The following is a 26,542-nucleotide window of genomic DNA, read 5'->3' as shown; positions in this document are numbered from 1 at the left end:
GCTGAAGGAAACTCCGTCAGCCACTCTGGCCAGATCGGGGAGAAGGCAACATCGACTTTCGTCTTTCCTTTTACGAGGAAAGCACCGCCGACACGCGAGATGTCGTGATCAAGACCTTCGTAGTCAGCTCCCTTCCGACCGGTCGCCGTGCAGCAGGCCGCGGACGGTGTCGATCGTGTCCGCGTCGCCCGGCTCCTTGTCCGGGCGGTAGCGGACCACCCGGGCGAACCGCAGCGCCAGGCCACCGGGGTAGCGCGTCGAAACCTGGGCGCTGTCCAGCTCGATCTCCACCACCACCTCGGGCCGCACGTACACCGTCCAGTCGTCGCGGTGGGTTTCGATCTCCTGGAACCTCGTCGTCTGCCACGCGAGCAGCTCGTCGGTCATGCCCTTGAACGTCTTGCCCACCATGATCGGCGGGCCGCCGTCCGGGTCGCGGGCGCCCAGGTGGAGGTTGGACAGCTTGCCCGTGCGCCTGCCGTGTCCCCACTCGGCCGCGAGCACCACCAGGTCGATCGTGTGCACCGGCTTGACCTTCAGCCACGCCCGCCCGCGCCGCCCCGCCGCGTACGGCGACGCCAGGTCCTTGACCATCACCCCTTCGTGCCCGGCGTCCATCGCCGCCTCCAGCACCTCGGCGGCGCGTGAAACGCCCACCTCGCCGGGGATCACGTGCGCACCGGCGACCTTGCGCAGCGCCGCGTTGCGCTCGGACAGCGGCGCGTCCAGCAGGTCGACGCCGTCGAGGTGCAGGCAGTCGAAGAAGTACGGCCGCAGCAGCAGCGCTTTCACCTGTTCCTCGCGCGTGCTGCCGAACCGGCTCATCGTGTCCTGGAACGGCCGCGGCCGCCCCGCGTCGGTCAGGGCGAGCGTTTCGCCGTCCAGCACCACCGATTCGCACGGCAGCGCCCGCACGAGCTCGACCAGCTCCTGGACACTACCGGTGATCTCGCGCAGCGTCCGCGTCCAGACGTGCACCTCGTCACCCTGCCGGTGCACCTGGATCCGCGCACCGTCCATCTTGTACTCGACGATCGCCTCGGCGTGCTCGGCGACGGCCTCCTCCAGCGACTCCGCCGGCGACGCCAGCATCGGCTTGACCGGCGTGCCGAGCGCGAGCCGGAACTCCGCCAGCGCGCCCTGCCCGCCGGTCATCGCCGCGACCCCGGTGACGCCCAGCTTCCCGGACAGCATGAAGGCCCGCCGCACGTCCTCGGCCGGCACCTCGGCCGCGGCCGCGACGGCGTCGACCATCACGCCCTCCAGCGCACCCTGCCGCAGCTCGCCGGTGACCAGCCGGAACAGGAACTGCTGCTCGTCCTCGGTGAGGCGGGTGAACAGCGCCCGCAGGATCTCCTGACGCCGCCCCGCGGAACCCGAGCCCGCCGCGACCCCGGCCGCCCCGGTCAGCGCGGCGTCCACTTCGAGCACCGACACGACGGGGTCCGGGGCCGGTGCCGCCCCGAGCCCGGCCAGGGTGCGCCAGCCCGCACCCAGCCTGTCCTGCGCCGTCTGCCCGGTCAGGTACGCGATCACCACCGGCAGCTCGAGGACCTCGGCGGCGCGCAGCACCGCGGCCAGGAGGGCGATCTTCGCCTTCCTGGACCTCGTCGCCGCCAGCTCGGCGGACACCCGGACCAACTCGCTCAGCAACACCCGGACATCATGACCCGCACCACCGACAATTTCTCGTCGGTCAGATGTCTCCCCTGGTGCAGAGGGGGTCGAGCAGGCCGTCCTTGGTCACGCAGGGGGTGTACCCGGCGTCCTGCAGCTCGGCCCGCGCGGTCGGGCTCGCCAGGTAGTCGAGGAACCGCTTCAGCACGCTCTCGCCGTCCGGTACGCCCTTCGTGTACAGGTACTCGACGGTCCAGAACCGGTAGCCGGCGCCGATCGTCGTGACGTCCGGGTAGCGGCCGTCGAGCTGCACGACGCCGACCTGCTGGTCGCGGGCGGCCGCGGTCTTGGCCGCCGGGACGTCGGCGTACCCGATCGCGCCCGGCACGTTCGCGACCTCGGTGAGCACCTCGGCGGTCGTCCCGCGCTCGCAGCGGGTGGTCGCCGCGGCCGGATCGCGTTCCGGCTTGCGGCACGAGTCCGAGGTCAGCCGGTCCTCCGTGCCGCCCAGCACCTTCTGCTCGAACGTCTTGCGCGTGCCCGACTCCTGCCCGCGCCCGACGATCCCGATCGGCACCGACGGCCCCGGCCGCAGCTGGTCCCAGTTCCGCACGCGGCCGCTGAAGATGTCCTTGACCTGCTGGGTCGTCAGCCGGTCGACGCCGGCCGCGCGGTTGACGACCAGGCTGTACACGACCACCGCGACGGCCTTCGCCTCGAGGTCGGGCCCGGCTTCCCCGGACCGGCCGTCCGACAGCACCGCCAGCCCGTTCTTGCCCGCCGCGTCGACCGGGGCGAGCGCGCGGACGCCGGTGACGCTGCCGGTCGCGCGGGTCGTGATCGCGGCGCCGTCGCACTGGCCGTGGTACTCGGCGGCGATGCTGCCGATGATCGGGACGAACGCGCTCGAGCCCTCGACCGACAACTTCCCGGTGGCGCACTGCGCGGAAACGGCCGGCCGGGACCACGACACGAGCAGCGTGGCCAGCAGGGCTCCGGTCAGCAGCACCCCGACCGCCGTCGTGAGGACCGGCCAGCCGAACCGGCGCTGCTTGCGGTCGTCCTTGATCCGGCCGGCGGCGAGCCGGGCGTGGTGGTCGATCTCCTTGCTGATTTCGCCGTCGTGCTCGTCGGACTCGCGCAGGACGACGACCAGCTTGAACTTCTCCTTGCGCTTCAACGAAAGCCGCGCGAACCGCACGCCGTGCCACTCGGGCGCCCCGGGCGGGGGTTCGGCCGCGGTGAGCCCGGCGAACCGCTTCGGCAGCCACGCGCGCACCCGGGACAGCTTCACGGCTTCGACCGGCCGCTGCGGGGTCTCGCGGGTGAAGAACTCGAGGCCGTCGCGGACGTGCTGGCGCAGGCCGTCGTCGGTCGCGTCGGACACCCGCGCGTCCCAGACGATCCGGCTGCCGAAGGTGAACGACAGCGGGATCTCGAAGTCCTCGGGCGCGATGTCGAACCCGCCGGTGTTGTGGATCCGGATGACGACGATGCTCATCCGGTCGAGCAGCCGCCCGACCTGTTCGAGCTGCGGGGCCGCCTGCGCCGAGCCGTTCTCGCCGTCGTGCAGGTCGATCGGGGACAGCCCGATCTTCGAGTTGTAGAGCACGCGGAACGTCAGCCGGCGGCGGCGGATGAAGTAGCGGTCGACGAACGGCGCCGCGATCGCGACCAGCGCGGCGATCCCGAGCACGAGGCTGCCGGAGTCGGAGCTCAGGATCTCGGCGAGGGACTGCATGGTCGCGCCGACACCCACCGTGCTGCTCCCAACCCCCGGCTCCCCAGGGGGAAGAGCCTAAGCAGGCCTCACCCGGTTTGGGGTTGCGACCACCGAGTGTTCACCGGTCGTTCATCGGCCGCGATCCAGCTGGCCAGCAGGCCGAGCGCGCGTTCGCTCTCGGACCCCGGTTCGGCGTGGTAGACCACGACTCCCTGGTCGGGGTCGTCGGGCAGCCGGAGCGTCTCGTAGCGCAGCCGCAGGTCGCCGACGATCGGGTTGCGCATGGCCTTCCAGCAGTGCGCCTTCTCGCGCACGGTGTGCGCCGCCCAGAGCTTGCGGAACGTCTCGCTGCCCAGGGACAGCTCGCCGACCAGCTGGGCCAGCCGCGGGTCGCCGGGGTGGCGGCCGCCCTCCGCGCGCAGGTTCGCCACGACCTCGCCGGCCACCGCGTCCCACTCCGGGTGCAGTTGGCGGGAGAGCTGCTCGTTCAGGAAGAACAGCTTGGGGATGTTGCGCTCCCCGAGATCGGCGTAGGCGAACGCCACCGCGCCGCCGAGCGCGTTCCACGCCAGGACGTCGAGGTAGCGGCCGAAGACGAACGCCGGCGCCTGGATGGCGTCCAGCAGCAGCTGGAGCTCGGGCCGGATCCGCTGCGGCGCGCTCCGTTCCCGGCGCTTCGGCGCGGCGAGGTTGCGCAGGTAGGACTGTTCGTCGCCGGTGAGCCGCAGCGCGCGGGCCAGTGCGTCGAGGACCGCGTCCGAGACGTTCTTCGCGCGGCCCTGCTCCAGCCGCGTGTAGTAGTCGACGCTGATCCCGGACAGCTGCGCCAGCTCCTCGCGGCGCAGGCCCTTGACCCGCCGCTGCGTGATCCCGGGCGGCAGGCCCAGGTCGGCGGGGTCCAGTGCGGCGCGGCGCGCCTTCAGGAAGGCGCCCAGCTCGGCTGCGTCACTCATGCCTCCAGTATCCCCGGCCCGCGGGTCCCCGCCTGGTACTGCCGGACCCAGGTTGGACGTGACCTGGCCCGGCGTGCCCGCCCGCCGCAGGGTGGTGGCATGGAACGACGAATTCTGGGCGGCACGGGGATTTCGGTCAGCGAGTACGCGTTCGGCGCGATGATGCTGGGCAAGTGGGGCAATCCGGACCACGAAGAGGGCGTCCGGATGCTGCACACCGCGCTCGACGCCGGCGTGAACTTCTGGGACACCGCGGACATGTACAGCGACGGCGAGAACGAGCGGATCGTCGGCAAGGCGCTGAAGGGCCGCCGCGACGACGTCGTGCTGGCCACCAAGGGCTTCTTCCGGATGGGCGCCGATCCCAACCAGGGCGGCCTTTCGCGGCGCTGGCTGACCCGCGCGCTGGACGACAGCCTCCGGCGGCTCGACACCGACTACGTCGACCTCTACCAGGTGCACCGGCCGGACCCGACGACCGACATCGAGGAAACGCTTTCGGTGCTCACGGACTTCGTGCGCGCCGGGAAGGTCCGCGCGATCGGTTCGTCGGACTTCCCGGCCGAGCAGATCGTGGAAGCCCAGTGGGTGGCGGAAAAGCGCGGCCTGGCGCGGTTCCGCGCCGAGCAGCCGCCGTACTCGATCTTCAACCGGGCGATCGAGGCGGCGGTGCTCCCGACCGCGCGGAAGTACGGCATGGGCGTGCTCACCTGGAGCCCGCTGGCCAGCGGCTGGCTCTCGGGCAGGTACACCCGACCGTCCGATGTGGACCTTTCGGAAGGCCGCAAGACCCTGCAGGCGCACAAGTTCGACCCGGCCCTGCCTGCCAACGCCGTCAAGTTCGAGGCGATCGCGCGGCTGAAGGAGATCGCGGACGACCTGGGCCGGCCGCTCACGCACCTCGCGACGGCGTTCGTCCGGGCGCACCCGGGCGTGACGTCGGCGATCATCGGGCCGCGCACGCCCGCGCAGCTCGCCGACCTGCTGGCGGGCGCGGACCTGGTGCTGGACGACGACGTGCTGGACCGAATCGACGAAATCGTCCCGCCGGGCACGGACCTCAATTCGGCCGAGAAGGACTACACCCCGCCGGCGCTGGCGGACAAGCGCCTGCGCCGGCGGTAGCGGGTCACTTCCCGCCGCGGGCCATGCGGAGGACGTCGAGCGCTTCGTCGAGCTGGGCTTCGGTGAGCTTGCCGTCCTTCACGTACCCGCGCTCGATGACGACCTCGCGGATCGTCTTCAGCTCCTTCAACGCCCGCTTCGCGACCGCGGCGGCCTCTTCGTAGCCGATGTACTTGTTCAGCGGCGTCACGATCGACGGCGAACCCTCGGCGTAGGTGCTGGTGCGGTCGGTGTTCACGGTGATGCCCGCGAAGACCTTGTCCGCCAGCAGCCGCGAGACGGCCGCGAGCAGGCGCGCCGATTCGAGGACGTTGCGGGCGATCACCGGCAGGTTGACGTTCAGCTGGAAGTTGCCCGCGGCGCCGGCGAACGCGACGGCCGCGTCGTTGCCGATCACCTGCGCGACGACCTGCAGCGTCGCCTCCGGGATCACCGGGTTCACCTTGCCCGGCATGATCGACGAGCCCGGCTGCAGGTCCGGCAGGGCCAGCTCGGCCAGGCCGGTGCGCGGGCCGGAACCCAGCCAGCGCAGGTCGTTCGCGATCTTGTTGAGCGACACGGCGATCGTGCGCAGGTGCCCGGACGTCTCGACGACGCTGTCCTGCGTCGCCTGCGCCTCGAAGTGGTCGCGGGCCTCGGTCAGCGGGAGGCCGGTGACGGTGGCGAGCTCGGCGGCGACGCTGGACCCGAAGCCGTCCGGCGCGTTGAGGCCGGAGCCGACGGCCGTGCCGCCGATCGGCAGCTCGCCCAGCCGCGGCAGGCCCGACTTCAGCCGTTCGACGCCGAAGCGGACCTGCGACGCCCACGCGCCGGCCTCCTGGCCGAGCGTGATGGGCACCGCGTCCATCAGGTGCGTGCGCCCGGACTTGACGACGTCGGCCCACTCGGCGGCGCGGACCTCGATCGCGCCGGCGAGGTACTCGAGCGCCGGGATGACGTCCTTGAGCACGGCTTCGGTCGCGGCGACGTGGATGGTCGTCGGGAAGGTGTCGTTGGACGACTGCGACGCGTTGACGTGGTCGTTCGGGTGCACGTCCCGGCCGAGGGCCCGGGTGGCGAGGGTGGCGATGACCTCGTTGGCGTTCATGTTCGACGACGTCCCGGACCCGGTCTGGAACACGTCGATCGGGAAGTGCGCGTCGTGCGCGCCCTCGGCGACCTCGTCGGCGGCGGCCGCGATGGCGTTCGCGACGTCGGCGTCGAGCACGCCCAGCTTGAGGTTCACGCGCGCCGCGGCGGCCTTGAGCAGGCCGAGCGCGCGGATCTGGGCGCGCTCCAGGCCCCGGCCGGAGATGGGGAAGTTCTCGACGGCCCGCTGGGTCTGCGCGCGGTAGAGCGCGTCGGCAGGCACGCGGACCTCGCCCATGGTGTCGTGTTCGATCCGGTATTCCTGATCAGCCATGACACCGATTCTGGACCTGTTCGCGAGTCACCGCGTGGTGGCGTTGCGCACCCTGCGCCGTTCGCCGAGCACCGCCGTGCCGGCCACGGCTGCCACCAGGCCCGCCACGCCGAGGCACGCGAAGACCAGCGGCACCGCCGGGTCCTGCCTTCCCGCGAGCTGGGTGGCGACGAGCCCGGCCGGATCCTCGACGACGGCCACCCGGCCGCCGACCGCCAGCCGCGTACCCGTGCCCGGGTCGAGCGAATCCGGGCTGCCGTCCGCGTTCCGCACGTCGTAGGTGTAGGCGGGGCCGCCCTTCAGCCGGTGCGCGTGTTCGGCGGTCACCAGCACGCCGGCCGGCTTCCCCCGCGAAAGCGCCGAAGACGAACGGGAGGAAGCCCACCGGCTCGGCCGACGGCAGTCCCAGCCGTACCGCGAGAGCCAGCCGGCCGAGCAGCACCACGATCGCCGCGGTCCCGCTCAGCGCGGTCCGCCGCGCACCCCACGGTGGCCGCCGGGCGTCGGGGCGCCTGTGTCGCACGTCGTCGAGTGAACTCCGGTCCGGCTAGGATCGGCTGTGTTCTCGATCACCGCCATCCACCACTGGCTGGAGCGAGCATGACTGAAGCTTCTGGGGACTCCTACGACCTCGTGATCATCGGCGCGGGCCCGACCGGCCTGTTCGCCGCCTACTACGCCGGGTTCCGCGGCCTCTCCATGGCGGTGGTCGACTCGCTGCCCGAGCCCGGCGGCCAGGTCACCGCGATGTACCCCGAGAAGATGATCTACGACGTCGGCGGGTTCGCCGAGGTCCGCGGGCGCGATCTCGTCGACGGCCTGGTCAAGCAGGCCGCGCCGTGGAAGCCGAAGTACCTCCTGGGGCGCAAGGCCGAGAAGCTCGAGACCCTCGGGAACGGCGTCGAGCTGACCCTGGACGGCGGGGAGACGCTGCGCGCGGGCGCCGTCCTGATCACCGCGGGCATCGGCGAGTTCACCCCGCGCCCGCTGCCCGCCGGCGACGGCTGGCTCGGGCGCGGCATGGTCCACTTCGTCCCGTCGCTGCAGGCGCACGCCGGGCAGCACGTCGTGGTCGTCGGCGGCGGGGACTCGGCCTTCGACTGGATCCTCGCGCTGCACCCGGTCGCCGCGAGCGTGACCCTCGTGCACCGCCGCGCCAAGTTCCGCGCCGCCGAGTCCATCGTCCGGCAGGCGCGCGAGCTCGGCACCCGGATCATCACCGACGCCGAGGTCACGCGGTTCGTCGAAAACGAGAGCGGCGCGCTCGAAGCCGTCGACGTCTCGGTCAAGGGCACCGGTGACGAGCGGCTGCCGGCCAACGCCGTCGTCGCGGCGCTAGGGTTCACCGCCGACCTCGGGCCGATCGAGAGCTGGGGGCTGGAGATCGACCACCGCGCCATCGCCGTCGACTCGACCATGGCGACCGCGCGCGAACGCGTCTACGCCGCCGGCGACGTCGCCGCGTACCCGGGGAAGGTCAAGCTGATCGCGACCGGCTTCGGCGAGGCCGCGACCGCCGTCAACAACATCGCCGTCCTGCTCGACCCGGAGGCCCACCTGTTCCCCGGGCATTCGAGCAACGCCGAGTAGGTCAGGCCTTCGTCTTCTCCGCGATCCACGGCGCGTACGCGACCACGGACGTGTAGATCGACGGCGCCGTCGCGCATTCCGGGTCGTTGTTGCCCGGCCGGCTGGTGACGCCGGCGAGCGACCAGTGGTCGCCGTCGCGGACGAGTTCGGGGCCGCCGGAGTCGCCGAAGCACGCGCCGGACTTGCCGCCCGGGTTGTCCGTGCACAGCTCGGCCGTGCCGTCGAACACCGACGTGCACTTCGCGCCTTCGACGATGTGCGTGTCGAGCTGCTGCAGCGTCTTCGGGATCTGGCCGCAGTTCAGCTTCGGGCACGTCTGGCCCCAGCCGAGGATGCGGGTCGCCGTGCCCGGTGCCGCGGCCGTCGCCAGCCCGACCGGCGCCGCTTTCACCGGCGTTGCCAGCCGCAGCAGCGCGATGTCGCCCGCCGGGCTCTGGGTGTCGAAGGCCGGGTTCACGACGATGGCGGCGAGCTTGGCGACTTCGCCGCCTTCACCGGAGTCGTTCGTCCCCGCCCGCACCGACACCGCGGACGGGGACTTGTCGAACGCGCAGTGCGCGGCGGTGACCACCCAGGTGGGGGCGATCAGCGCCCCGGCGCAGAACAGCTTGCCCGTCGAGGAGTGCAGCGACACCGCGAACGGGTACGGCTGATCGGCGTCGCCGCCCCCGACGATGGCGGGGTCGGCCGACGCGGTGGCGGGGACCAGGGCGAACACCAGAACCAGCAGGACCAGCAGTCGCCTGGGCACGGATCTCCTTACGGCAGCGGGGGCACGACGTCGTCGTCGGGCGCGTCCAGCTGGCCGTCGAAGTTGACCGAGGAGTACGCCCGCAGCTTGGTGAGCCGGTGGTAACCGTCGATCATTCTGACGGTCCCGGACTTGGACCGCATCACGATGGACTGCGTCGTCGCGCCGCCCTCGCGGTAGTGGACGCCGCGCAGCAGGTCGCCGTCGGTGACGCCGGTGGCGCAGAAGAAGACGTTGTCGCCGGTCACGAGGTCGTCGTTCAGCAGCACGCGGTCGAGGTCGTGCCCGGCGGCGATGGCCTTCTCGCGCTCGGCGTCGTCCTTCGGCCACAGCCGGCCCTGCAACTCGCCGCCGAGGCACTTCATCGCGCAGGCGGCGATGATGCCCTCGGGGGTGCCGCCGATGCCGACCAGCATGTCGACGCCGGTGGTCGGGCGGGCCGCGGCGATCGCGCCCGCGACGTCGCCGTCGGAGATGAACCGGATCCGCGCACCCGCGTCGCGGATCTCCTTGATGAGCTGCTCGTGGCGCGGCCGGTCGAGGACGCACACGGTGACGTCGCCGACGCTGCTGTTCTTCGCCTTGGCCACGCGGCGGATGTTCTCCGCGATCGGCGCGCCGAGCTCGACCTTGCCCGCCGCCTCCGGCCCGACGGCCAGCTTCTCCATGTAGAACACCGCGGACGGGTCGAACATCGCGCCGCGCTCGGCGACCGCGAGGACCGCGAGCGCGTTCGGCATGCCCTTGGCCATCAGCGTGGTGCCGTCGACCGGGTCCACCGCGACGTCGCAGGCCGGCCCGTCGCCGTTGCCGACCTCTTCGCCGTTGAACAGCATCGGGGCTTCGTCCTTCTCGCCCTCGCCGATCACGACGACACCGCGCATCGACACGGTCGACACCAGCTGGCGCATCGCGTCGACGGCCGCGCCGTCCCCGCCGATCTTGTCGCCGCGGCCGACCCAGCGACCGGCGGCCATGGCGGCGGCTTCGGTCACCCGGACCAGCTCCATCGCGAGGTTGCGGTCGGGTGCTTCACGACGACGCGGCTCGGTGGACATCAGGCCTCCCGGATCGTGGAACTGGCGGGTCAACAGTCTGTCAGATACCCGCGGGCTTTCCCGGTGCCGAAGGCATGGCAAACGTCACTGACCGTCGCCGGTTTCGTCCTCCACGGACGCCAGAGCAGCCTCGATGCGCTCGCGCGCGCCTTCGAGATGGCGCTCACAGACCTTCGCGAGCTTCTCGCCCTTCTCCCACAACGCGAGCGACTGCTCGAGGGACAGGCCACCGGCCTCGAGCTCGCGGACGACCTCGACGAGGCGGTCGCGCGCCTGCTCGTAGCCGAGTTCCTCGCTGGCTGCTTCACTCACGCTCGGTGCTCTCCGACCTTCCGGGCTTCCACGCTGTTCGCGCACACTACCGCGCTGGCCATGGCGTGGTCGTACCCGACGAAGGCGAGGGCGAACTCCTGGCCGTCACCGTCCGCGATCGCCTCTTCGAGGTTTTCCTGCGCGCCGGCCACGCGCTTGCGGTGCCCGGCCCCCTCGGCGAACCACCAGCGCGAGCCGACCTGCATCGACGTCGCTTCGGACAGCCGGCGCAGCTGCGGGCCCAGGTCGCGGCGGCCCGCGCTGTGGCAGCCGGCGAGCAGCGCCGTCCAGCACTCGGCGGCGGCCCGGTCGGTGCGCACCGCCTGGTCCAGCAGTGGCCGCGCGCCCAGGCGCCGGGCCGCGTCCACCGTGAGCGGGAGGAACGTCGCTCTCACTCCTTGGCCCCTTCCGCCACCGCGCCGATCGCGCCGTCGCCCACGCGCACGCGCAGCTGGGCACCGGCCTCGACCTCGGAGACGGAGCGGAGTACCTGCAGGTTGCCTTCGGCGTCGACGAACTGCACGACCGCGTACCCGCGGGCCAGCGTCGCGGCCGGGCCGAGCGCGGTGAGCCGGGCCCGCGCGCTCGCGATCTCGGCCTGGTCCTTGGCGAGCAGGGTCAGCATGGCGCGGCGCGCGCGTTCGCGGTGCACCTCGACGTCGTCCTGCCGGCGCTGGACCGGGCCGAGCGGGTCGGCCAGCGACGGGCGGCTGCGGATCTGGTTCAGCAGCCGCGCCTGGGTGTCGACCCAGCCGTGCAGGGCGCGGCGCCCGCGGTCGCGCATCTGCCGGACGCGGTCGGTCTCCTCTCGCAGGTCCGGGACGATCCGCTTGCCGGCGTCGGTCGGCGTGGAACACCGCAGGTCGGCGACGTAGTCGAGCAGCGGGGTGTCCGGTTCGTGCCCGATGGCGCTGACCACCGGCGTGCCCGTGGCCGACACCGCGCGGCAGAGCGCCTCGTCGGAGAACGGCAGCAGGTCCTCGACGCTGCCGCCGCCGCGGGCGATGACGATGACGTCGATGTCGGGGTCGGCGTCGAAGATCCGCAGCGCGCGCATGACCTGCGGCACCGCCTGCGAGCCCTGCACGGCCGTGTTGAGCACCTTTATCCGGACGTGCGGCCATCGCCCCTGCGCATTGGCCAGGACGTCCCGCTCGGCCGCCGACGCGCGGCCGGTGATCAGCCCGACGCCCTTCGGCAGGAACGGGATCGGCCGCTTGCGCTGGGCCGAGAAGAGGCCTTCGGCGGTCAGGAGCTTCTTGAGGCGTTCGATCCGGGCCAGCAGCTCACCGATGCCGACCGCGCGGATCTGGTCGGCGCGCAGGCTGATGGTGCCGCGGCCGAAGAAGAACGACGGCTTCGCGTGCACCACCACGCTCGCGCCTTCGCGCAGCGGCGGCTCCATCTCGCGGATCAGCCAGTTCGGGCAGCTCACCGACATCGAGACGTCCGCCGACGGGTCGCGCAGCGTGAGGAACGCCGTTTGCGTGTTCGGGCGGGAGCTGACCTGCGTTACCTGGCCTTCGACCCAGACGGCGCCGAGGCGGTGGATCCAGTCGCCGATCTTTCGGGCGACCGTGCGCACCGGCCACGGCTTTTCGGCGGTGCTCGCTTCGGTTTCGGTCACTGGCCTTCCGCGTCGTCGCCGGTTTCTTCGGGCGGTTCGGCCCCGGCTCGTTCGGCCTTGCGCGCGTTGGCGATCCGGCGGGACAGCATCCCGGTGAACGACGAACGGTCGGCGTGCGCGCGCTCGTAGTCGAGGATGGTTTCGAGCTGCGGGATCGAGAACTGGCGCAACCGGGCCCGCAGCTGCGGGAGGGTGAGCTGGTCGTAGCCGGTCAGCCCGGCCGGACCCTCGTACCCGCCCGCGCTGGTCCGGGGGACCTCGCCCTTGGCCTTCTTGTCGAGCTTGGGCGTGCCCGGCTGCGGCTTGTTGTCTTCCGAGGCGTCGTTTTCGCCGTCGGCGTGGTCCTCCGCGAGCGCGCGTTCCTCGTCGGCCCAGGGATCACCCAGTTCCGCTTCGAGGTCGGACAGTGACCCAGGGTGACCGTTCAGTTCCGAACGGGGTTCCGGCACGTCGGCGACCGGCGTCAGGTTCGGCCGCTGAGGCGTGACGTCGACGTCCTCGTCGAACGTCGCCCAGCTCGGCGTGTCCTCGACCGGGCGGAGGCTCGAGAGCGCGTTGTCGCCCTTGATCGCCAGCTCGGTGACGTGCTGCTGCACTCGCATGGAGGCCTGCAGCACCTGGCTGACCACGGTCACCGGGAGCCCGGCGAGCTGGCGGGGGAGGTCACGAACCCGCTCGGCGGTGGAGACGGCGAGGCCCGCGGCGACCCGGAGGGGGAGCGGGAATGGCTTCATGCGTCTAGCCTGCCGCATGTCCGCCATCCTGCCCAACCGAAAGGGTGGACTCGGGCGCGTTGCGTGACCCCGGGCACAGCTCGGAAGGGGGACGAAGCTCACCCGAAAGGGACTTCGAGTTCGGCTCCGGGCTGCCCGTACCCTGGGTGCCATGAGTTCAGCGAGTCCCGGAATCGAGCCCGCGGGTACCCCGACGATCACCGGAACCGCCTCCGGCAAGCGGGTGCTGCTCGCCAAACCGCGTGGTTACTGCGCCGGCGTGGACCGGGCGGTGATCGCCGTCGAGAAGGCCCTCGAGGTCTACGGCGCCCCGGTGTACGTCCGCAAGGAGATCGTGCACAACAAGCACGTGGTCGAGACGCTGCGCGAGCGCGGCGCGATCTTCGTCGACGAGACCTCCGAGGTGCCCGAGGGCGCGCTGGTGGTGTTCTCCGCCCACGGCGTTTCGCCGATGGTGCACCAGGAGGCCGCGGACCGGAACCTGCGCACGATCGACGCGACCTGCCCCCTGGTGACGAAGGTGCACAAGGAGGTCAACCGGTTCGCGAAGGACGACTACGACATCCTGCTGATCGGTCACGAAGGCCACGAAGAGGTCGAGGGCACGGCCGGCGAGGCGCCGGACAAGGTCCAGCTGGTCGACACGGCCGAGGACGTCGACAAGGTCGAGGTGCGCGATCCGTCGAAGGTGATCTGGCTGTCCCAGACGACGCTGTCGGTCGACGAGACGATGGAGCGCGTCGACCAGCTCCGCGAGCGCTTCCCGGGTCTGGCGGACCCGCCGAGCGACGACATCTGCTACGCGACGACGAACCGCCAGGTCGCGGTCAAGGCGATGGCCGCCGAGTGCGACCTCGTGCTGGTGGTCGGGTCGACGAACTCGTCCAACTCGAAGCGCCTGGTCGAGGTGGCGCTGAAGGCGGGCGCGCGGGCGTCGTACCTGGTCGACTTCGCGCACGAGGTCGACGAGGCGTGGCTGTCCGGGGTGACGACGGTGGGCGTGACGTCCGGGGCGTCGGTGCCGGACGAGCTCGTCATGCAGCTGCTGGAGTGGCTGGCCGAGCGGGGCTACGGCGACGTCGACGAGGTGACGACGGCGAACGAGAAGATCACCTTCGCGCCGCCCAAGGAACTGCGCAAGGTCTGAGGTCCGGCACGAAGAACGGCGGTTGCCCCCTCGGGAGGCAACCGCCGTTTTAGCTGTTCAGCGTTCTTCGTCGTCCCAGGGACGGTTCCGCCGCGGCGGCGCGCCCCGGCCCCCGGCCGGCCGTCGAGGCGGCGGAGCGTCTCGGCCGTCTTCGGCGGGCGGCCGCGGCCGACGCCGAGGAGCGTCACCGCGAGGCTCACGCCGGCGCGGGTCGGCGTCGTCCGGCCGCGGCGCACGCCGGTTCGCCGGCGGCGGCTTCCGCGTACCCCGGGTGCCCGGGTCGCGGTCGACGGGCGGCCGCGGCGCACGGCGGTCACCCTCCGCGGGCGGCCGCGGCCGCCGCGGCGGTTCGCCGTCCCGGCCACGTCGAGGCGGCACGGGCGTCTGACCGGTCCGGTTCGCCGGCCGCGGCCGGCTCGGGCGCGGCTGCTCGTCGTCGTCTTCCGCGGGGCGCCGGTCGGCCTTGACCTTCTTCGGGGCGTCCGGGTCGCGCTCGCGGACGATGCGGACGAACCCGATCAGCAGCGTGATGCCGGTGGTGATGGCCATCATCGGGAAGCTGTTGATCAGCGGGCTGCCGATGTTCAGGGCCTTCGACAGGAGGTCGTCGCCCTGCGACCCGGAGGTCAGCAGGATCACGCCGGGCACGGTGACGGCCAGCACGAGCGGCGGCATCACCATCGGCCCGAACAGGCCCCGCCGCCGCACCGCGCAGACCGCGATCACGGCCCCGGCGATGTAGCAGACGATGAAGACCACCGGGATGTTCGCCTGGCTCGGCTTGCCGAGGAGGGCGCCCACGACGGCCAGGACGAGGCCGACCAGGACCGCCGCCCACCAGGGCAGTCCGCGCCTCGAACCGACGACAGGACGCTCATCCCACGGCACGGGGACGTCGTCGGCATCTGGATCGCTCTGGCGATCGCGAATCGCGGTCACAGGGCAACACCGTATCTCGTGGTTGTGAAGATCTTGCCAGCACCGCCGCCGACGTGGGCCTACAGCCACCCGCCGGCATGACCCGGCGGCCGCGGAGAAGCGGACGGTAAGGGTGATGACGACCTTCGCCACGAGTGCTCAGGCAACCGGTCGCGGAGTCGCGTGGTCCGGTTCCGCGCGGCTCGCTTGGGGCTCGCGCGGGCACCGATCGTGCCTGGTCGAGCGGTGAGCGAGCAGGCATGTCGGCCCTCGGGGCTCCGGTGCGCAGGCCGACTGGTCCGGTGTCGTGCTGCCGGGTCGGCTGGGCTCGCCGTGCGGCTCGGTTGCCGCGGGCTCGCCGTGGCTCGTACCGCCGGCTGTCGCTGCGGAGCTGCCCGGCGCGCGTTGGTCGCCGACCGTGGCCGTGAGGTCCCGGTGGCTCGCGCGCCCCGTGGCCGCAGGGCCGCCCGACCGAGACAGCTCGCGCCACCGATCGCAACCGGCCCGCCCTCAGAAGCAGTCCGAAGCCGTACCGTCGCCACCCCGGCCGCGTCGCAAGATCTCTCAGCTCGCCGCCAGTTCGTCCCCCTTCCGCACCGTCGGGACCGGCGCCGGACTGCCCGACGCCTCCGACAACGGCGCCACCGTCGCCCGGAACGTCTCCAGCGCCTCCAGCTCCCGTCGCCGGGCCGACAGGAAGCGCTGGAGGTGCGTGCTCGACAGGTTCAGCGCCTCCACGGCCCCACCCGCCGCGCGATGGGCGGCCGCCGCGCCCGCTCGCACCTGCTCGACGTCGGCCTCCAGCGTGCGGTCGCTCGCCGCGAACAGAGCCGCCGAGGCCAGGACGCCGAAGCCCGTCGGGCCGCACAGGAACACCCGCCGGTCGATCAGCCAGCGCAGCAGCTCCGGGTCCGTGTCCATCGCCGCGACCACCGCCGCGTCGGAAGGGACGAACATGATCGTGCCGTAGATCGCGTCCGCCCAGCGCTGGTAGCCCTTGCCCGCCAGCTCGGCCGCTCGGGAGCGGATCTGGCGGACGTGCGCGCGCAACGCGTCGATCCGCTCGTCCGGGTCGTCGGTCTCCACCGCCTCCGACCACGTGGCCATGCTCGCCTTCGCGTCTACCGGCACCGTGCGGCCGCCGCCCACGCGCAGCACCATGTCCGGTTTCGCCGCGCCGCCGCCCGCGAGGTCCGTCTGCAGCGTGAAGTGGAGGTCTTCGCGCAGCCCGAGCGCGCGCGCCGTCTCGACCAGCACCTGCTCGCCCAGCTCACCGCGGCCGCTGATCGACGCGAACGCCACCTCGTAGCGCCGCAGCGCGAGCTGCTGCTGATCCGCCTTCGCGCGCTCGGCCGCCACCAGCCGGGCCGCCGCGTCCGCCCGGCGCATCCCGTCGTTGTACAGCCGCCACAGCACCGCGACGGCGACGAGCAGCAGGACCGCCAGCACGATCGCCGCGGTGGTCAGCACTGTCGCCACTTCGTCTCCTCCCTCCGGCCGGAATCGGACCGCGGGGACATCATGGCGGACCCCACCGACAAAAACCGCACCCGGATCGTCGCTCTGGGTAGCTGACCTGCGAACACATCGATTCCACGCAGGGCGTGTCCGATCCGGCACGCTCGTGTTAGTACACACGTTCGAGTGAGCGGGCGGCGAGCCTCCGGGTTTTCGTCGGAGGCGGGTCGTACCTTGACCACCGTGAGATTCCTGCACACCTCCGACTGGCACATCGGCCGCACGTTCCACGGCGCCGATCTGCTCGCGGAACAGGAAGCGGTGCTCGGGCACCTCGCCGACCTCGTGGCCGGCGAGGCGATCGACGCCGTCCTGGTGGCAGGCGACATCTACGACCGCGCGGTGCCTTCCGCCGAAGCCGTCCGGGTGGCCACCGCGGCCGTCGCCCGGATCCGCGCGGCCGGCGCCCGGCTGGTCGTCACGCCCGGCAACCACGACTCCGCGCCCCGGCTCGGCGCGTTCGCGGAGTTCGCCGCGGCGGGCGGCCTGCACCTGCGCACCACCGTCGGCGGGCTGGCCGAACCGGTGCTGCTCGACGACGACCACGGGCCGGTCGCCGTCTACGGCATCCCTTACCTGGAACCGGAACCGGCCCGGCACGCGCTGGGCGTGCCGGAGGCGCGCGGCCACACCGGCGTGCTCACCGAGGCCATGCGCCGGATCCGCGCGGACCTCGCGAACCGGCCGGGCACGCGGTCGGTCGTGCTCGCGCACGCGTTCGTCACCGGCGGCGAGCCGACCGATTCCGAGCGGACGATCGCGGTCGGCGGCGTCGAGCAGGTGCCCGGCTCCGTTTTCGACGGCGTCGACTACGTGGCCCTGGGCCACCTCCACGGCCCGCAGACGCTCGCCGAGCACCTCCGCTACTCCGGCAGCCCGCTGGCGTACTCGTTTTCCGAAGCGCGCCAACGGAAATCGGTCTGGCTCGTCGACCTGGACGCCGGCGGCCTCGGCGAAGTGCGCAGGCACGAGCTGCCGGTGCCCCGCGCGCTCGCCACGATCACCGGCGAGATCGAGGACCTCCTGCACGACCCGGCGCACGAGGTCCACCTCGGCCACTTCCTTTCGGTCACGGTCACCGACCGGGTCCGCCCGGTCGACGCGATGCGGCGCCTGCGCGAGCGCTTCCCGTACGCGGTGCACCTGGAGTGGGAGCCCGCCGGCGGCCACGACGGCGCCCCGCTGCGCTACTCCGACGCCGTCCGCGGCCGGTCCGACATCGAGATCTCGCGCAGCTTCCTCGACGACTGCCGGGGCGCCCCGCCGACCGAGAGCGAAGAGCAGCTCCTCTTCAAGGCCCTGGAAGCGGCCGACCGGGGGGCCCTCGCGAAATGAGGCTGCACAGGCTGGAGGTCGAAGCCTTCGGGCCGTACTGCGCACGCGAAGTGGTGGACTTCGACGTGCTCGGCGCCGACGGTCTCTTCCTCCTGCACGGCGAAACCGGTGCGGGCAAGACGACGCTGCTCGACGCGATCGCGTTCGCGCTGTTCGGCGTGGTGCCCGGTGCTCGCAACGAAGCCAAGCGGCTGCGCTGCGACCTCGCCGACCCCGACCAGGTCACCGAGGTCGCGCTGGAGCTCACCGTGCAGGGGCACCGGCTGAAGATCGTGCGCAACCCGGAGTACCAGCGGCCGAAGCGGCGCGGCGAAGGCACCACCACCCAGCAGGCCCGGGTGTCGCTGAGCTGGGTCGGCACCGCGCCCGCCGGGCTGGCCCCGGAGGGCCTGATCCGGATCGAGGAGGTCGCGCGCACCGTCGAGCGGCTGCTCGGGATGACAGCGGCGCAGTTCTTCCAGGTGGTGCTGCTGCCGCAGGGCGAGTTCGCCCGGTTCCTGCGGTCGGACACCGCCGAGCGCGAGAAGCTCCTCGAGCGGCTGTTCGGCACCGAGCGCTTCGCCGACGTCGAACGCTGGCTGGCCGACCTGCGCGCCGAGCGCGGCCGCGAGCTGGACAGCCGGCAGCAGGACGTGCGGGAGCTGCTGGCCAGGTACGCGCAGGAAGCCCAGCAGGACCCGCCGGAGACGGACGTCGCCGGTTGGGTCGGCAGCGTGCTCGCCGCCTCGGGCGAACGCGTCGGGCAGGTCACGGCCGAGGCGGAACGGACGCGGTCGGCCGCCCAGCGCGCCGATGCCTACCTGCAGGAAGAACGCGCGGGCGCGGAGAAGATCCGGCGGGTCCGCACCGCGCACCTGCGGCTCCTGGAGATCACCGAGCAGGCGCCCCAGCGGGCCGAGTGGGCGCAGGAGGTAGCGGCCGCGCGGCGGGCGGCCGGGGTCGCCGTCGAGGCCGACCTGCTGGACCGCCGGGCCGCCGAACTCGCCGAGGCCGAGCAGGCGGAGAAGGCCTGCGGCGGGCACCTGCGGGAGTTCGGCACGCGCGCGACCGGCGACCTGAAGGCCCGGGCGGCCACCGCGCGGGAAGAGGCCGGAGCGGTCGCGGAGCTGGTCGCCGAAGCCGAGCAGCAGCAGATCGACGTCATGCGGCGCGACGACCGGAAGCTGGCCGCCGTCACGGCCCAGCAGCAGGCCGAGCAGCTGACCGCCGAGCTGGCCGCGATCCCCGGTCAGCTGGCCAAGCTGCGCGCGGACGCCCTGGAAGCGGCCGAAGCCGAAGCCAAGCTCGACGGAGCCCGCGCCAAGGTCGAGGAGCTGACGGCCGCGGCGCGCGACGCGGCCGACCTGCCCGAGGCGCGAGCGAAGGTCGGGCGCGGCGAGGCGAAGCTGCGCGAGGTGATCGACACGCACCAGGCGGCCCGGCAGCGGCGGCTCGACCTGCGGGAGCGGCGGCTCGACGGGATGGCGGCCGAGCTGGCCGCCGCGCTGCCGGAGGGTGCGCCGTGCCCGGTGTGCGGGTCGGCCGAACACCCGTCGCCCGCGAACCGGGACGCCGAGCTGGTCGACCCGGCCGAGGAGCGCGCCGCCGAAGAAGCCGAGCAGGCGGCGGACGCGGTGCGGCAGCGGGTGGTGGTCGCGCTGGAAGAAGCGAAAGCGCGGCTGGCCGGCTTGCTCGAACGGCTGGCCGGGCGCACCGCGGAGTCGATCGCCACCGAGCTGGCGGAGGCTCGCGCCACGGTCGCGGTGCTGGCTCAACAGGCGGCTGGGAAGGCGAAGCTGGGGCAGCAGGTCGTCCTCCTGGAACGGGACCTCGAAGCGCGGACCGAACGCCGCCGCCAGGCCGAGCAGGCGGCGACCGAGGCGACGACCGACGTCCGGGCCCTCGAAGAACGGCTGGCCGAGCGTGACCGACGGCTGGTCGCCGGACGCGGCGAGTTCGCGGACGTCGCGACCCGGCGGGGGCACCTGATCGGCCTGGCCGAAGCCCTCGAAGCGGTCGCCGAAGCCCGGACGGCGGTCACCGGCGCCCGGGAACGCGTGGCCGAGCAACGCACGCTGGTCGAGGCGGCGGTCAAGGCGAAGGGGTTCACGTCGCTGAAGAAGGCGCGGGCCGCGATGCTGCCGGACGAGCAGATCGAGAAGCTCGAACAGGGCATCGCGGAGGCCGAGGCGACGGCGGCCGGGGCGCGGGCCCTGCTGTCCGAGCCCGACCTGTTCGGGATCTCGCCGGACGACGTCGCCGACGTCGACCGCGCGGCCGACGCCGCCGAGCTGGCGCGAGCGCGGGCCGACTCGGCGTACGCGGCGCTGCGCGCGGCCACCGCGCAGCACGAGGAGCTGACCCGGCTGGCCGGCTTGCTGCGGAAGGCGCTCGCCGGGCTGGCGCCGGCCGAAGCGGCGTACGCCGAGCTGCGGGCGCTGGCGGAGGTCGTCAACGGACGCGGGCAGAACAGCCGCAAGATGTCGCTGCGGTCGTACGTGCTGGCGGCGCGGCTGGAGGAAGTCGCGGTCGCGGCCACGCACCGGCTGCGCACCATGAGCCAGGGGCGCTACTCGTTCGTGCACTCGGACGCGGCCGGGGCGCGCGGCACCCGCGGCGGGCTCGGCATCGACGTGCTGGACGACTACTCGGGCACCATCCGCCCGGCGAAGACGCTGTCCGGCGGCGAGTCGTTCCTCGCGTCGCTGGCCCTCGCGCTGGGGCTGGCCGACGTCGTCGCGGGGGAGACCGGCGGCGCGCTGCTCGACACGCTGTTCGTCGACGAGGGCTTCGGCACGCTGGACGCCGAGACGCTCGACGTCGTGATGAACATCCTCGACGAGCTCCGCGCCGGGGGCCGGGTGGTCGGGCTCGTCTCGCACGTCGAGGAGCTGCGGCAGCGCATCCCGACGCGGCTGCGGGTCCGCAAGTCCCGCACGGGCTCGACATTGGAGGTGCGCGCCGGCTGATCGCTCGGACAAGATGAAGCCATGACGGACCAGCCGCCGAACGGCCTGCCCCGCTACCGCCTGCTCACCGGCCCCGACGACGCGAAGTTCTGCCACCGCGTCAGCGAGGCGCTCGAACTCGGCTACCGCCTGCACGGCTCGCCGGCGGCGACGTTCGACGGAGACCAGGTGATCGTGGCCCAGGCGCTGCTGTGGCAGGGCGAGCAGGGCTGACGCGGCTCAGCTGACGGCGAGTCCCGTCGCCGCGCGCTGGAGGTACCTCCCGGCGTAGGAGCACCACGGGGTCCACTTCCGCGCGTGCCGCGGCAGCGACTCCGGGGCGATGCCCAGTACCTCGGCGCCGCGGCGGACCGCGGCGTCCTCGGCGAGCAGGACGTCCGGTGCGCCGAGGACGCGCATCAGCACGTAGTCCGCCGTCGACGCGTCGATCCCCGGGCACGCCAGCAGCTCCGCCCGCAGGTCGGCGGCGTCCCGGCCGACGTGCGGGTCGAGCCGCCCCTCGGCCAGCGCGGTGGCGACCGGGTGACCGGTGGCCGCGATGCGGGCCGTGGCCGGGAAGAGCCGGGTCACGCCCCACTCGCCGGGGATCTCCTCGCCGGGCGAGCCGGGCACCTGGTCGCCGAGCAAGGTGCGGAGCAGCAGCTCCTCGCCGTCCACCGCGCCCGGGACCCGGATGCCGGGCGCCGCCGCGACCAGCGGCGCCAGCGCCGGGTCGGCGCCGAGGACGCGGGTGACCGCCGCCGGGTCGGCGTCGAGGTCGAGCAGCCGGCGCACCCGGCTGACGGCGCTGCCCAGGTCGCGCAGGTCGGCGAGCACCAGCTCGCAGCGCACGTGATCCGCTTGCGGCGTCAGCCGGACCACGCCGGTGCCGTGGGAGAGCCGCAGGCTGCGGGCGTAGGACTCCGCGGTGACGACCTCGACGCCCGGCACGGCGTGGTCGGCGAAGAACCGAAGCAGCCCGTCGGCGTCGAACGGCGGCCGGAACGGCAGCCGCAGGCTGAGCCGCGTCCCGCTCACGTCGCTGTGCCGCCCGCGTCGTGAAGCCGCGAAGGCGCGAAGTTGCGAAGGCGTCGTCGCGAACACTTCGCGGATCGTCTCGTTGAACTGCCGCACGCTGGAGAAACCCGCCGCGAACGCGACGTCGGTCAGCGGCAGTTCGGACAGCTCGATGAGCAGCCGCGCCGAGTGTGCGCGGTGCGCACGGGCCAGGGCGAGCGGGCCGGCGCCGAGTTCGGCGGTGAGGACCCGGCCGAGCTGGCGTTCCGAGTAGCCGAGCCGGCGCGCGAGCCCGGGGACGCCTTCGCGCTCCACGGTCCCGTCGGAGATCAGCCGCATCGCCCGCGCCGCGAGGTCGGCGCGCACGTTCCAGTCCGGCGAGCCCGGCACGGCGTCGGGCAGGCAGCGGCGGCAGGCGCGGAAGCCGTTGGCCTGCGCGGCCGCCGACGTCGGGAAGAAGCGGACGTTCTGCGCCTTGGGCGTCGACGCCGGGCACGACGGACGGCAGTAGATGCCGGTGGTGCGGACGGCCATGATGAACTGGCCGTCGAAGCGCGAGTCGCGGGCGGTGACCACGCGGTAGCAGCGTTCGACGTCGCGCCAGAGCGCCGGCGCCTCGGTTGTCGTGACCATGGATTCGAGCATGCCAGCAGGTCAGCGCCGCGGCTGGCGGAAATCCGACGCGGCGTTGGGTGCGTGGGGCCGGACCGGGGGAGACACGTAGACTGCGGGGTCGTGAGCCTCACCCTCGGTATCGTCGGCCTGCCCAACGTCGGCAAGTCCACCCTGTTCAACGCGCTGACCCGCAACGACGTGCTCGCCGCGAACTACCCGTTCGCGACGATCGAGCCGAACGTCGGCGTGGTGCCGCTGCCGGACCCGCGGCTGGACAAGCTGGCCGAGCTGCACAAGTCGGAGAAGATCGTCCCGGCAGTTGTGTCCTTTGTGGACATCGCGGGCATCGTGAAGGGCGCCTCCGAGGGCGCCGGGCTGGGCAACAAGTTCCTCGCGAACATCCGCGAGGCCAACGCGATCTGCCAGGTCATCCGGGTGTTCGACGACCCCGACGTGGTGCACGTCGACGGCCGCATCGACCCGTCGAGCGACATCGAGACGATCAACACCGAGCTGATCCTCGCCGACCTGCAGACCCTGGACAAGGCGCTGCCGCGGCTGGAGAAGGAAGCGCGGACGAAGAAGGAGAACAAGCCCGCGCTCGACAACGCCCAGAAGGCGAAGGAGATCCTCGACGCCGGGCGCACGCTCTTCCAGGCCCAGAAGGAAGTCGACTTCGACGCGCTGCGCGAGCTGAGCCTGCTGACGACGAAGCCGTTCCTGTACGTCTTCAACGCGGACGAGTCGGTGCTGACTGACGACGCCCGCCGCGAGGAACTGACCAAGCTGGTCGCCCCCGCGGACGCGGTGTTCCTCGACGCGAAGGTCGAGGCGGAGCTGCTGGAACTGGACGACGAGGAGTCGGTCCGCGAGCTCCTGGAGTCGGTCGGCCAGCCGGAGCCGGGCCTGTACTCACTGGCCCGCGCGGGTTTCCACACGCTCGGCCTGCAGACGTACCTGACGGCGGGCCCCAAGGAGTCCCGCGCCTGGACGATCCCCCAGGGCGCGACGGCCCCGCAGGCCGCGGGCGTGATCCACACGGACTTCGAGCGCGGCTTCATCAAGGCGGAGATCGTCTCGTACGACGACCTGATGGCGGCGGGTTCGATGGTGGCGGCGCGCGCGGCGGGCAAGGTCCGCATGGAGGGCAAGGACTACATCATGGCCGACGGCGACGTGGTCGAGTTCCGCTTCAACGTGTGACGGGTCACCAACTGCTCACGAGGGATCTGACCGCGGCGTCGACGTCCTGACCCGAAAGCAGCGCGGCCACGGCGGTTTTCAGCGCGGCCGCGGTTTGCCCGAAGATCATCTCGGACGAGTTGACCAGGTCGAAGCCGGCGCGGTCGATCGTCAGCGTCCCGGTCGGCAGTCCGGGCCCGTCGCCGAGCGCGTCGGCGACCGCCGAGGCGAACTCGCCGGGCAGGCCGACGGTGAAGGGCTGCTTCCACAGAACGCTCGGGCACGTTGGCGCTTCGTCGGCATCGAAGACCCCGAAGGGAGCCACGGCTACCGAGAACCGGGTTTCGTGGTCCTGGCCGGGCACGAATTGTCCGCCGAGAAGTGCGCGTGGAGCGAGACCGCCGAACCGCCGGAGGACTTCGACGTGCAGGCGGAGAGGGACGGCCGGGGCAGCTATGGCCGGGCGGGACGAGCACAGCCAGTCCGCGGCTTGGTAGGTCGCGGGGTGATCACCTTCGCCGATCGCGACGATCCCGTGTTTTTCCACTTCTACGATCGTCATCGCGGTCCCAACCCGTTCATCTTCCGCCACCACGGACCGAACAGGGGCTCCTGGTCGATCACGTCGGGATCATAATTCTTGCCGGGAGGATGCGTTTGCAGCGCCTCGGCGTGCGCATCGTCGTAGCCCATTCCGCCATCCATCAGCTTCGCCTCGAGCGTTTCGTGGCGCATGAAGTTGGTTTGTGCCTCGGACAGGGGCTTCCCCTCCGCGAGGGCCTTGCCGATCCTGTCCAGCATCACATCGTTCGGTCCGAAGTGATCGAGGCCGGGGCGTGACAGGTGCTCCTTCACTCGCGATACGTCGGCCGGGGCGAAGCTGGTGGGCGCGTCCGGGGATCCGCCCTCTCGCGGGAGTCCATTTTCCGAATCTGGTTCGTGCTCGCCGTGCCGAGGCGAACCTTTGATCACCTTTCCCAGGCCGAACGCACTGAACCCGACCAGCGCGTTGCCGGTGATCTTGCCCAAGGCGCGGTCGCCGTGCCCATTCGCCCAGTCGTCCCAAGCGACCATCTCCTTGAAGGTGTCGACCGGGTGCGCGATGTTGTGCGCCATCGCCGCGACCACTTCCGCCGGATCGGCGAGAACCTGGTACAGGCCTTCTCCGGCGCCCTTGATGCTGTCCCAAATACCGCCGAAAAAGTTCGCGTCAGCCTGCTTTCGCGAGTCTTGTGGCGCTGCGGCTCCCTCGTAGCGCAAGGCATCGGCTGTCAGGCCGCCGACGTTCGCCAGCTGCTGACGGGCGCGGCCAAGGATGTCCCGGGCAGCCTGACGCTGGGGCTCGCCCGGATCGACGAACGGCGGTGCCTGCACCACGGTCGGATCGCCCCTTTGTGCGTTGGCCCTGGTTTCGGCTTCGGCATCGGCGGTGGCACGGTCGTGATCGGCTCTGGCTTGCCGCGTGGCGTTGTCACCCTCTTCCCACCGCGCGATGGCTTCCGCTGCCTGCCCTTGTGCCCAGGACAGGCAGTTCGCGAAGTCGGTCAGCGCCGAGGCGGCGTTGTCCAAGGAGTCGCCGGCCTGGCCCCAGCGGGGTACTTCGGTTTGATGATCCTCGTGAAACTTGTTCGCGGCCGGTCCCTGCCATGCTCCGGTGTCGATCCGCTTGAGCGCCTCGCCGACGGCGTGTGCCGTCTTGGCGCGCTCGTATAGCACCCGGGCGTTCTCGAACACCGCCGGCGGGTCGCCGGGCACCAAGGACTTCGGATCGTCGGTCTGGCCGAGCTCTGCCATCACACGCCACCGATCGTGGGCTCGTCGGGCGTGACCGCGCCCCAACCGGGATCGGACTTCAAGGACGCGGTGTTGTCGTGCTCGACCGCGCGGTAGGCAGCGGCGGCCTGGCCCAGCAGGTCGCCGAGATCACCGGCCCGGTCGGACAGCGCATCCAGTCCGACGCTCCACCTCGCGCACAGCTCCGCCAGGGCCTCGTGAACACCGTTATGGCCGTACAGCCGGGACTCACCGCACAACCCGCGTAACTCGAAACTGCTCTGGTCGTGCACTACTGCGCTCATGTTCTTCGACGCACTCTCCAGCACGTCGACGTCGACGTGGAAGCCTGGACCATCCACCGCTCCGCACCCCGTGGCTCGCGTCAGGTGATTACGCCGTCCGATGTCGCCGCCGGTCGGCCTGAACCCATGCTCGTGCGATCACCTCAGGTGGTGCCATCCGCGACAGCACGGGGAACCGGTGCGTATCGTCGGGGTCGACCATCAGACCCACACCCGGCGGTACCAGTTCCAGAAGATCCGCCCCCGTCGTGGTGAAGCAGTCGCATTCGCCCGCGTGCGCGGCCAGCCTCTCGACAGTGGTGAACACGACCATCCACCGGCCCCGCTCCCCGAGGTCGGTCACCAGTAGAGCGGGTGACTCCGGCCGCTGCGCGTACACCACCGTGCTCGCGAACGCGTCCATGAAGTCGCCTGGCTCGCGGCTGCCGTGCCAGATCTGCTGCGCGAGGACGGCCAACCTGGCTTCTGCGGCACTCCCCTCACGATCCACATCCACGAGATTACTGGGCGTGAGCGAATGGCCCAAGTACTAAGTTCGTGGCAATTCCACGAAGGCTGATGAGTAGATGGAGGACACTTGAATCGTTCGCTGACCCCGGACGAGCGCGCGGTCCTCGACGTCCTACTCGCCGGTGACTTCCCCGGCGCGGTCGAACTGCGAGTGCAAGCCGCCACCGCGCAGGTGAGCGGGAGCTGCGGCTGCGGGTGCCCGACCGTCTGCCTCGTGGTCGACGACGCCACGCCGACGGCCGAAATCACGGAGCGGGCTGCGGTCGAAGCCGACGTGCCGGATGGCGGGCTCATCGTGTTCGTCGACGAAGGCCGGCTTTCCTGCCTCGAGTACTGGACCGTCGAAGACGAGCCCCCGGCCGCGTTCCCAGCGCCGGACCAGATCCGGGTCGGATGAAAGACG

26 protein-coding genes are annotated in these 26,542 nt (G+C 72.0%); 8 read left to right on the top strand and 18 right to left on the bottom strand.

Features of this window, described 5'->3' with window-relative positions; translation table 11 throughout:
* Positions 1 to 123: 123 nt before the first annotated feature.
* The 3 genes from AB5J73_RS05195 to AB5J73_RS05185 are packed head-to-tail and all read right to left on the bottom strand — an operon-like array spanning position 124 to position 4,293.
* Complete coding sequence (locus AB5J73_RS05195) at positions 124 to 1,656, bottom strand: ATP-dependent DNA ligase (protein WP_370968563.1); 1,533 nt, start codon at positions 1,654 to 1,656, stop codon at positions 124 to 126.
* Between the two features lie 40 nt (positions 1,657 to 1,696).
* Positions 1,697 to 3,376: a PstS family phosphate ABC transporter substrate-binding protein gene (locus tag AB5J73_RS05190; RefSeq protein ID WP_370968562.1), complete on the bottom strand. Its 1,680-nt coding sequence runs from the start codon at positions 3,374 to 3,376 to the stop codon at positions 1,697 to 1,699.
* Between the two features lie 50 nt (positions 3,377 to 3,426).
* A complete protein-coding gene (locus AB5J73_RS05185; protein WP_370968561.1) occupies positions 3,427 to 4,293 on the bottom strand; it encodes a helix-turn-helix transcriptional regulator in 867 nt (288 codons plus the stop codon).
* 99 nt (positions 4,294 to 4,392) lie between these two features.
* On the opposite strand from AB5J73_RS05185, the gene AB5J73_RS05180 reads away from it, so the two are divergent.
* Positions 4,393 to 5,418, top strand: coding sequence for an aldo/keto reductase (locus tag AB5J73_RS05180; RefSeq protein WP_370968560.1), 1,026 nt, complete (start codon positions 4,393 to 4,395; stop codon positions 5,416 to 5,418).
* Between the two features lie 4 nt (positions 5,419 to 5,422).
* On the opposite strand, the gene AB5J73_RS05175 is transcribed toward AB5J73_RS05180, so the two are convergent.
* Both AB5J73_RS05175 and AB5J73_RS05170 read right to left on the bottom strand, forming a co-directional pair.
* Positions 5,423 to 6,820, bottom strand: a complete 1,398-nt coding sequence (locus AB5J73_RS05175; protein ID WP_370968559.1) for a class II fumarate hydratase — start codon at positions 6,818 to 6,820, stop codon at positions 5,423 to 5,425.
* Between the two features lie 27 nt (positions 6,821 to 6,847).
* The gene (locus AB5J73_RS05170; protein ID WP_370968558.1) at positions 6,848 to 7,147 is read right to left on the bottom strand and encodes a hypothetical protein; all 300 of its coding nucleotides are present in this window, start codon (positions 7,145 to 7,147) and stop codon (positions 6,848 to 6,850) included.
* A gap of 273 nt (positions 7,148 to 7,420) precedes the next feature.
* Here AB5J73_RS05170 and AB5J73_RS05165 point away from each other — a divergent pair, with 273 nt between their 5' ends.
* A complete protein-coding gene (locus tag AB5J73_RS05165; RefSeq protein ID WP_370968557.1) occupies positions 7,421 to 8,410 on the top strand; it encodes an NAD(P)/FAD-dependent oxidoreductase in 990 nt (329 codons plus the stop codon).
* A gap of 1 nt (position 8,411) precedes the next feature.
* Here AB5J73_RS05165 and AB5J73_RS05160 read toward each other — a convergent pair whose 3' ends face one another.
* From AB5J73_RS05160 to AB5J73_RS05135, 6 genes are all read right to left on the bottom strand, one after another.
* Complete coding sequence (locus AB5J73_RS05160; RefSeq protein ID WP_370968556.1) at positions 8,412 to 9,161, bottom strand: trypsin-like serine protease; 750 nt, start codon at positions 9,159 to 9,161, stop codon at positions 8,412 to 8,414.
* Positions 9,162 to 9,169: 8 nt separating this feature from the next.
* Positions 9,170 to 10,219 (bottom strand): class II fructose-bisphosphatase, encoded by a 1,050-nt coding sequence (glpX, locus tag AB5J73_RS05155; RefSeq protein WP_370968555.1) that lies wholly within the window; start codon positions 10,217 to 10,219, stop codon positions 9,170 to 9,172.
* An 84-nt stretch (positions 10,220 to 10,303) separates the two neighbouring features.
* Positions 10,304 to 10,531, bottom strand: coding sequence for an exodeoxyribonuclease VII small subunit (locus AB5J73_RS05150; RefSeq protein WP_155541053.1), 228 nt, complete (start codon positions 10,529 to 10,531; stop codon positions 10,304 to 10,306).
* Entirely contained in the window at positions 10,528 to 10,926 is a 399-nt protein-coding gene (locus AB5J73_RS05145; RefSeq protein WP_125312649.1) for a hypothetical protein, read from the bottom strand. Before AB5J73_RS05145 ends, AB5J73_RS05150 begins: the two co-directional genes overlap by 4 nt.
* A complete protein-coding gene (xseA, locus tag AB5J73_RS05140) occupies positions 10,923 to 12,158 on the bottom strand; it encodes an exodeoxyribonuclease VII large subunit (RefSeq protein WP_370968554.1) in 1,236 nt (411 codons plus the stop codon). The genes AB5J73_RS05145 and xseA overlap by 4 nt, the downstream gene beginning before the upstream one ends.
* On the bottom strand, positions 12,155 to 12,892 hold the full coding sequence (locus AB5J73_RS05135) for a lipid droplet-associated protein (RefSeq protein ID WP_370968553.1): 738 nt from the start codon (positions 12,890 to 12,892) through the stop codon (positions 12,155 to 12,157). The genes xseA and AB5J73_RS05135 overlap by 4 nt, the downstream gene beginning before the upstream one ends.
* A gap of 151 nt (positions 12,893 to 13,043) precedes the next feature.
* Here AB5J73_RS05135 and AB5J73_RS05130 point away from each other — a divergent pair, with 151 nt between their 5' ends.
* A complete protein-coding gene (locus AB5J73_RS05130) occupies positions 13,044 to 14,039 on the top strand; it encodes a 4-hydroxy-3-methylbut-2-enyl diphosphate reductase (protein WP_370968552.1) in 996 nt (331 codons plus the stop codon).
* Between the two features lie 57 nt (positions 14,040 to 14,096).
* On the opposite strand, the gene AB5J73_RS05125 is transcribed toward AB5J73_RS05130, so the two are convergent.
* The gene (locus AB5J73_RS05125; RefSeq protein WP_370968551.1) at positions 14,097 to 14,978 is read right to left on the bottom strand and encodes a DUF6542 domain-containing protein; all 882 of its coding nucleotides are present in this window, start codon (positions 14,976 to 14,978) and stop codon (positions 14,097 to 14,099) included.
* 543 nt (positions 14,979 to 15,521) lie between these two features.
* On the bottom strand, positions 15,522 to 16,436 hold the full coding sequence (locus tag AB5J73_RS05120) for a DNA recombination protein RmuC (protein ID WP_370968550.1): 915 nt from the start codon (positions 16,434 to 16,436) through the stop codon (positions 15,522 to 15,524).
* Positions 16,437 to 16,658: 222 nt separating this feature from the next.
* Here AB5J73_RS05120 and AB5J73_RS05115 point away from each other — a divergent pair, with 222 nt between their 5' ends.
* Genes AB5J73_RS05115 through AB5J73_RS05105 form a run of 3 tightly spaced genes read left to right on the top strand, consistent with a single transcriptional unit; the run spans position 16,659 to position 20,971 of the window.
* Positions 16,659 to 17,810: an exonuclease SbcCD subunit D gene (locus AB5J73_RS05115; protein ID WP_370968549.1), complete on the top strand. Its 1,152-nt coding sequence runs from the start codon at positions 16,659 to 16,661 to the stop codon at positions 17,808 to 17,810.
* Positions 17,807 to 20,758, top strand: coding sequence for an AAA family ATPase (locus tag AB5J73_RS05110; RefSeq protein WP_370968548.1), 2,952 nt, complete (start codon positions 17,807 to 17,809; stop codon positions 20,756 to 20,758). The genes AB5J73_RS05115 and AB5J73_RS05110 overlap by 4 nt, the downstream gene beginning before the upstream one ends.
* Positions 20,759 to 20,779: 21 nt before the next feature.
* Positions 20,780 to 20,971: a DUF1737 domain-containing protein gene (locus AB5J73_RS05105; RefSeq protein WP_125312655.1), complete on the top strand. Its 192-nt coding sequence runs from the start codon at positions 20,780 to 20,782 to the stop codon at positions 20,969 to 20,971.
* 6 nt (positions 20,972 to 20,977) lie between these two features.
* Here AB5J73_RS05105 and AB5J73_RS05100 read toward each other — a convergent pair whose 3' ends face one another.
* On the bottom strand, positions 20,978 to 22,387 hold the full coding sequence (locus AB5J73_RS05100; protein WP_370968547.1) for a DNA-3-methyladenine glycosylase 2 family protein: 1,410 nt from the start codon (positions 22,385 to 22,387) through the stop codon (positions 20,978 to 20,980).
* A gap of 102 nt (positions 22,388 to 22,489) precedes the next feature.
* Here AB5J73_RS05100 and ychF point away from each other — a divergent pair, with 102 nt between their 5' ends.
* The gene (ychF, locus tag AB5J73_RS05095; protein WP_370968546.1) at positions 22,490 to 23,572 is read left to right on the top strand and encodes a redox-regulated ATPase YchF; all 1,083 of its coding nucleotides are present in this window, start codon (positions 22,490 to 22,492) and stop codon (positions 23,570 to 23,572) included.
* A 4-nt stretch (positions 23,573 to 23,576) separates the two neighbouring features.
* On the opposite strand, the gene AB5J73_RS05090 is transcribed toward ychF, so the two are convergent.
* The 4 genes from AB5J73_RS05090 to AB5J73_RS05075 are packed head-to-tail and all read right to left on the bottom strand — an operon-like array spanning position 23,577 to position 26,086.
* Positions 23,577 to 24,146, bottom strand: coding sequence for a hypothetical protein (locus AB5J73_RS05090; protein ID WP_370968545.1), 570 nt, complete (start codon positions 24,144 to 24,146; stop codon positions 23,577 to 23,579).
* Complete coding sequence (locus AB5J73_RS05085) at positions 24,110 to 25,345, bottom strand: putative T7SS-secreted protein (protein WP_370968544.1); 1,236 nt, start codon at positions 25,343 to 25,345, stop codon at positions 24,110 to 24,112. The genes AB5J73_RS05090 and AB5J73_RS05085 overlap by 37 nt, the downstream gene beginning before the upstream one ends.
* Positions 25,345 to 25,686: a hypothetical protein gene (locus AB5J73_RS05080; RefSeq protein WP_370968543.1), complete on the bottom strand. Its 342-nt coding sequence runs from the start codon at positions 25,684 to 25,686 to the stop codon at positions 25,345 to 25,347. Before AB5J73_RS05080 ends, AB5J73_RS05085 begins: the two co-directional genes overlap by 1 nt.
* 31 nt (positions 25,687 to 25,717) lie before the next feature.
* Positions 25,718 to 26,086 carry an SseB family protein gene (locus tag AB5J73_RS05075; RefSeq protein ID WP_370968542.1) on the bottom strand — a complete coding sequence of 123 codons (369 nt, stop codon included), beginning with the start codon at positions 26,084 to 26,086 and terminating at the stop codon, positions 25,718 to 25,720.
* 120 nt (positions 26,087 to 26,206) lie between these two features.
* On the opposite strand from AB5J73_RS05075, the gene AB5J73_RS05070 reads away from it, so the two are divergent.
* The gene (locus AB5J73_RS05070) at positions 26,207 to 26,536 is read left to right on the top strand and encodes a hypothetical protein (protein WP_370968541.1); all 330 of its coding nucleotides are present in this window, start codon (positions 26,207 to 26,209) and stop codon (positions 26,534 to 26,536) included.
* Positions 26,537 to 26,542: the final 6 nt, after the last annotated feature.

The organism is Amycolatopsis sp. cg9 (assembly GCF_041346945.1).
GTDB lineage: Bacteria > Actinomycetota > Actinomycetes > Mycobacteriales > Pseudonocardiaceae > Amycolatopsis.
This window is presented reverse-complemented; position numbering and strand designations above follow the sequence as displayed.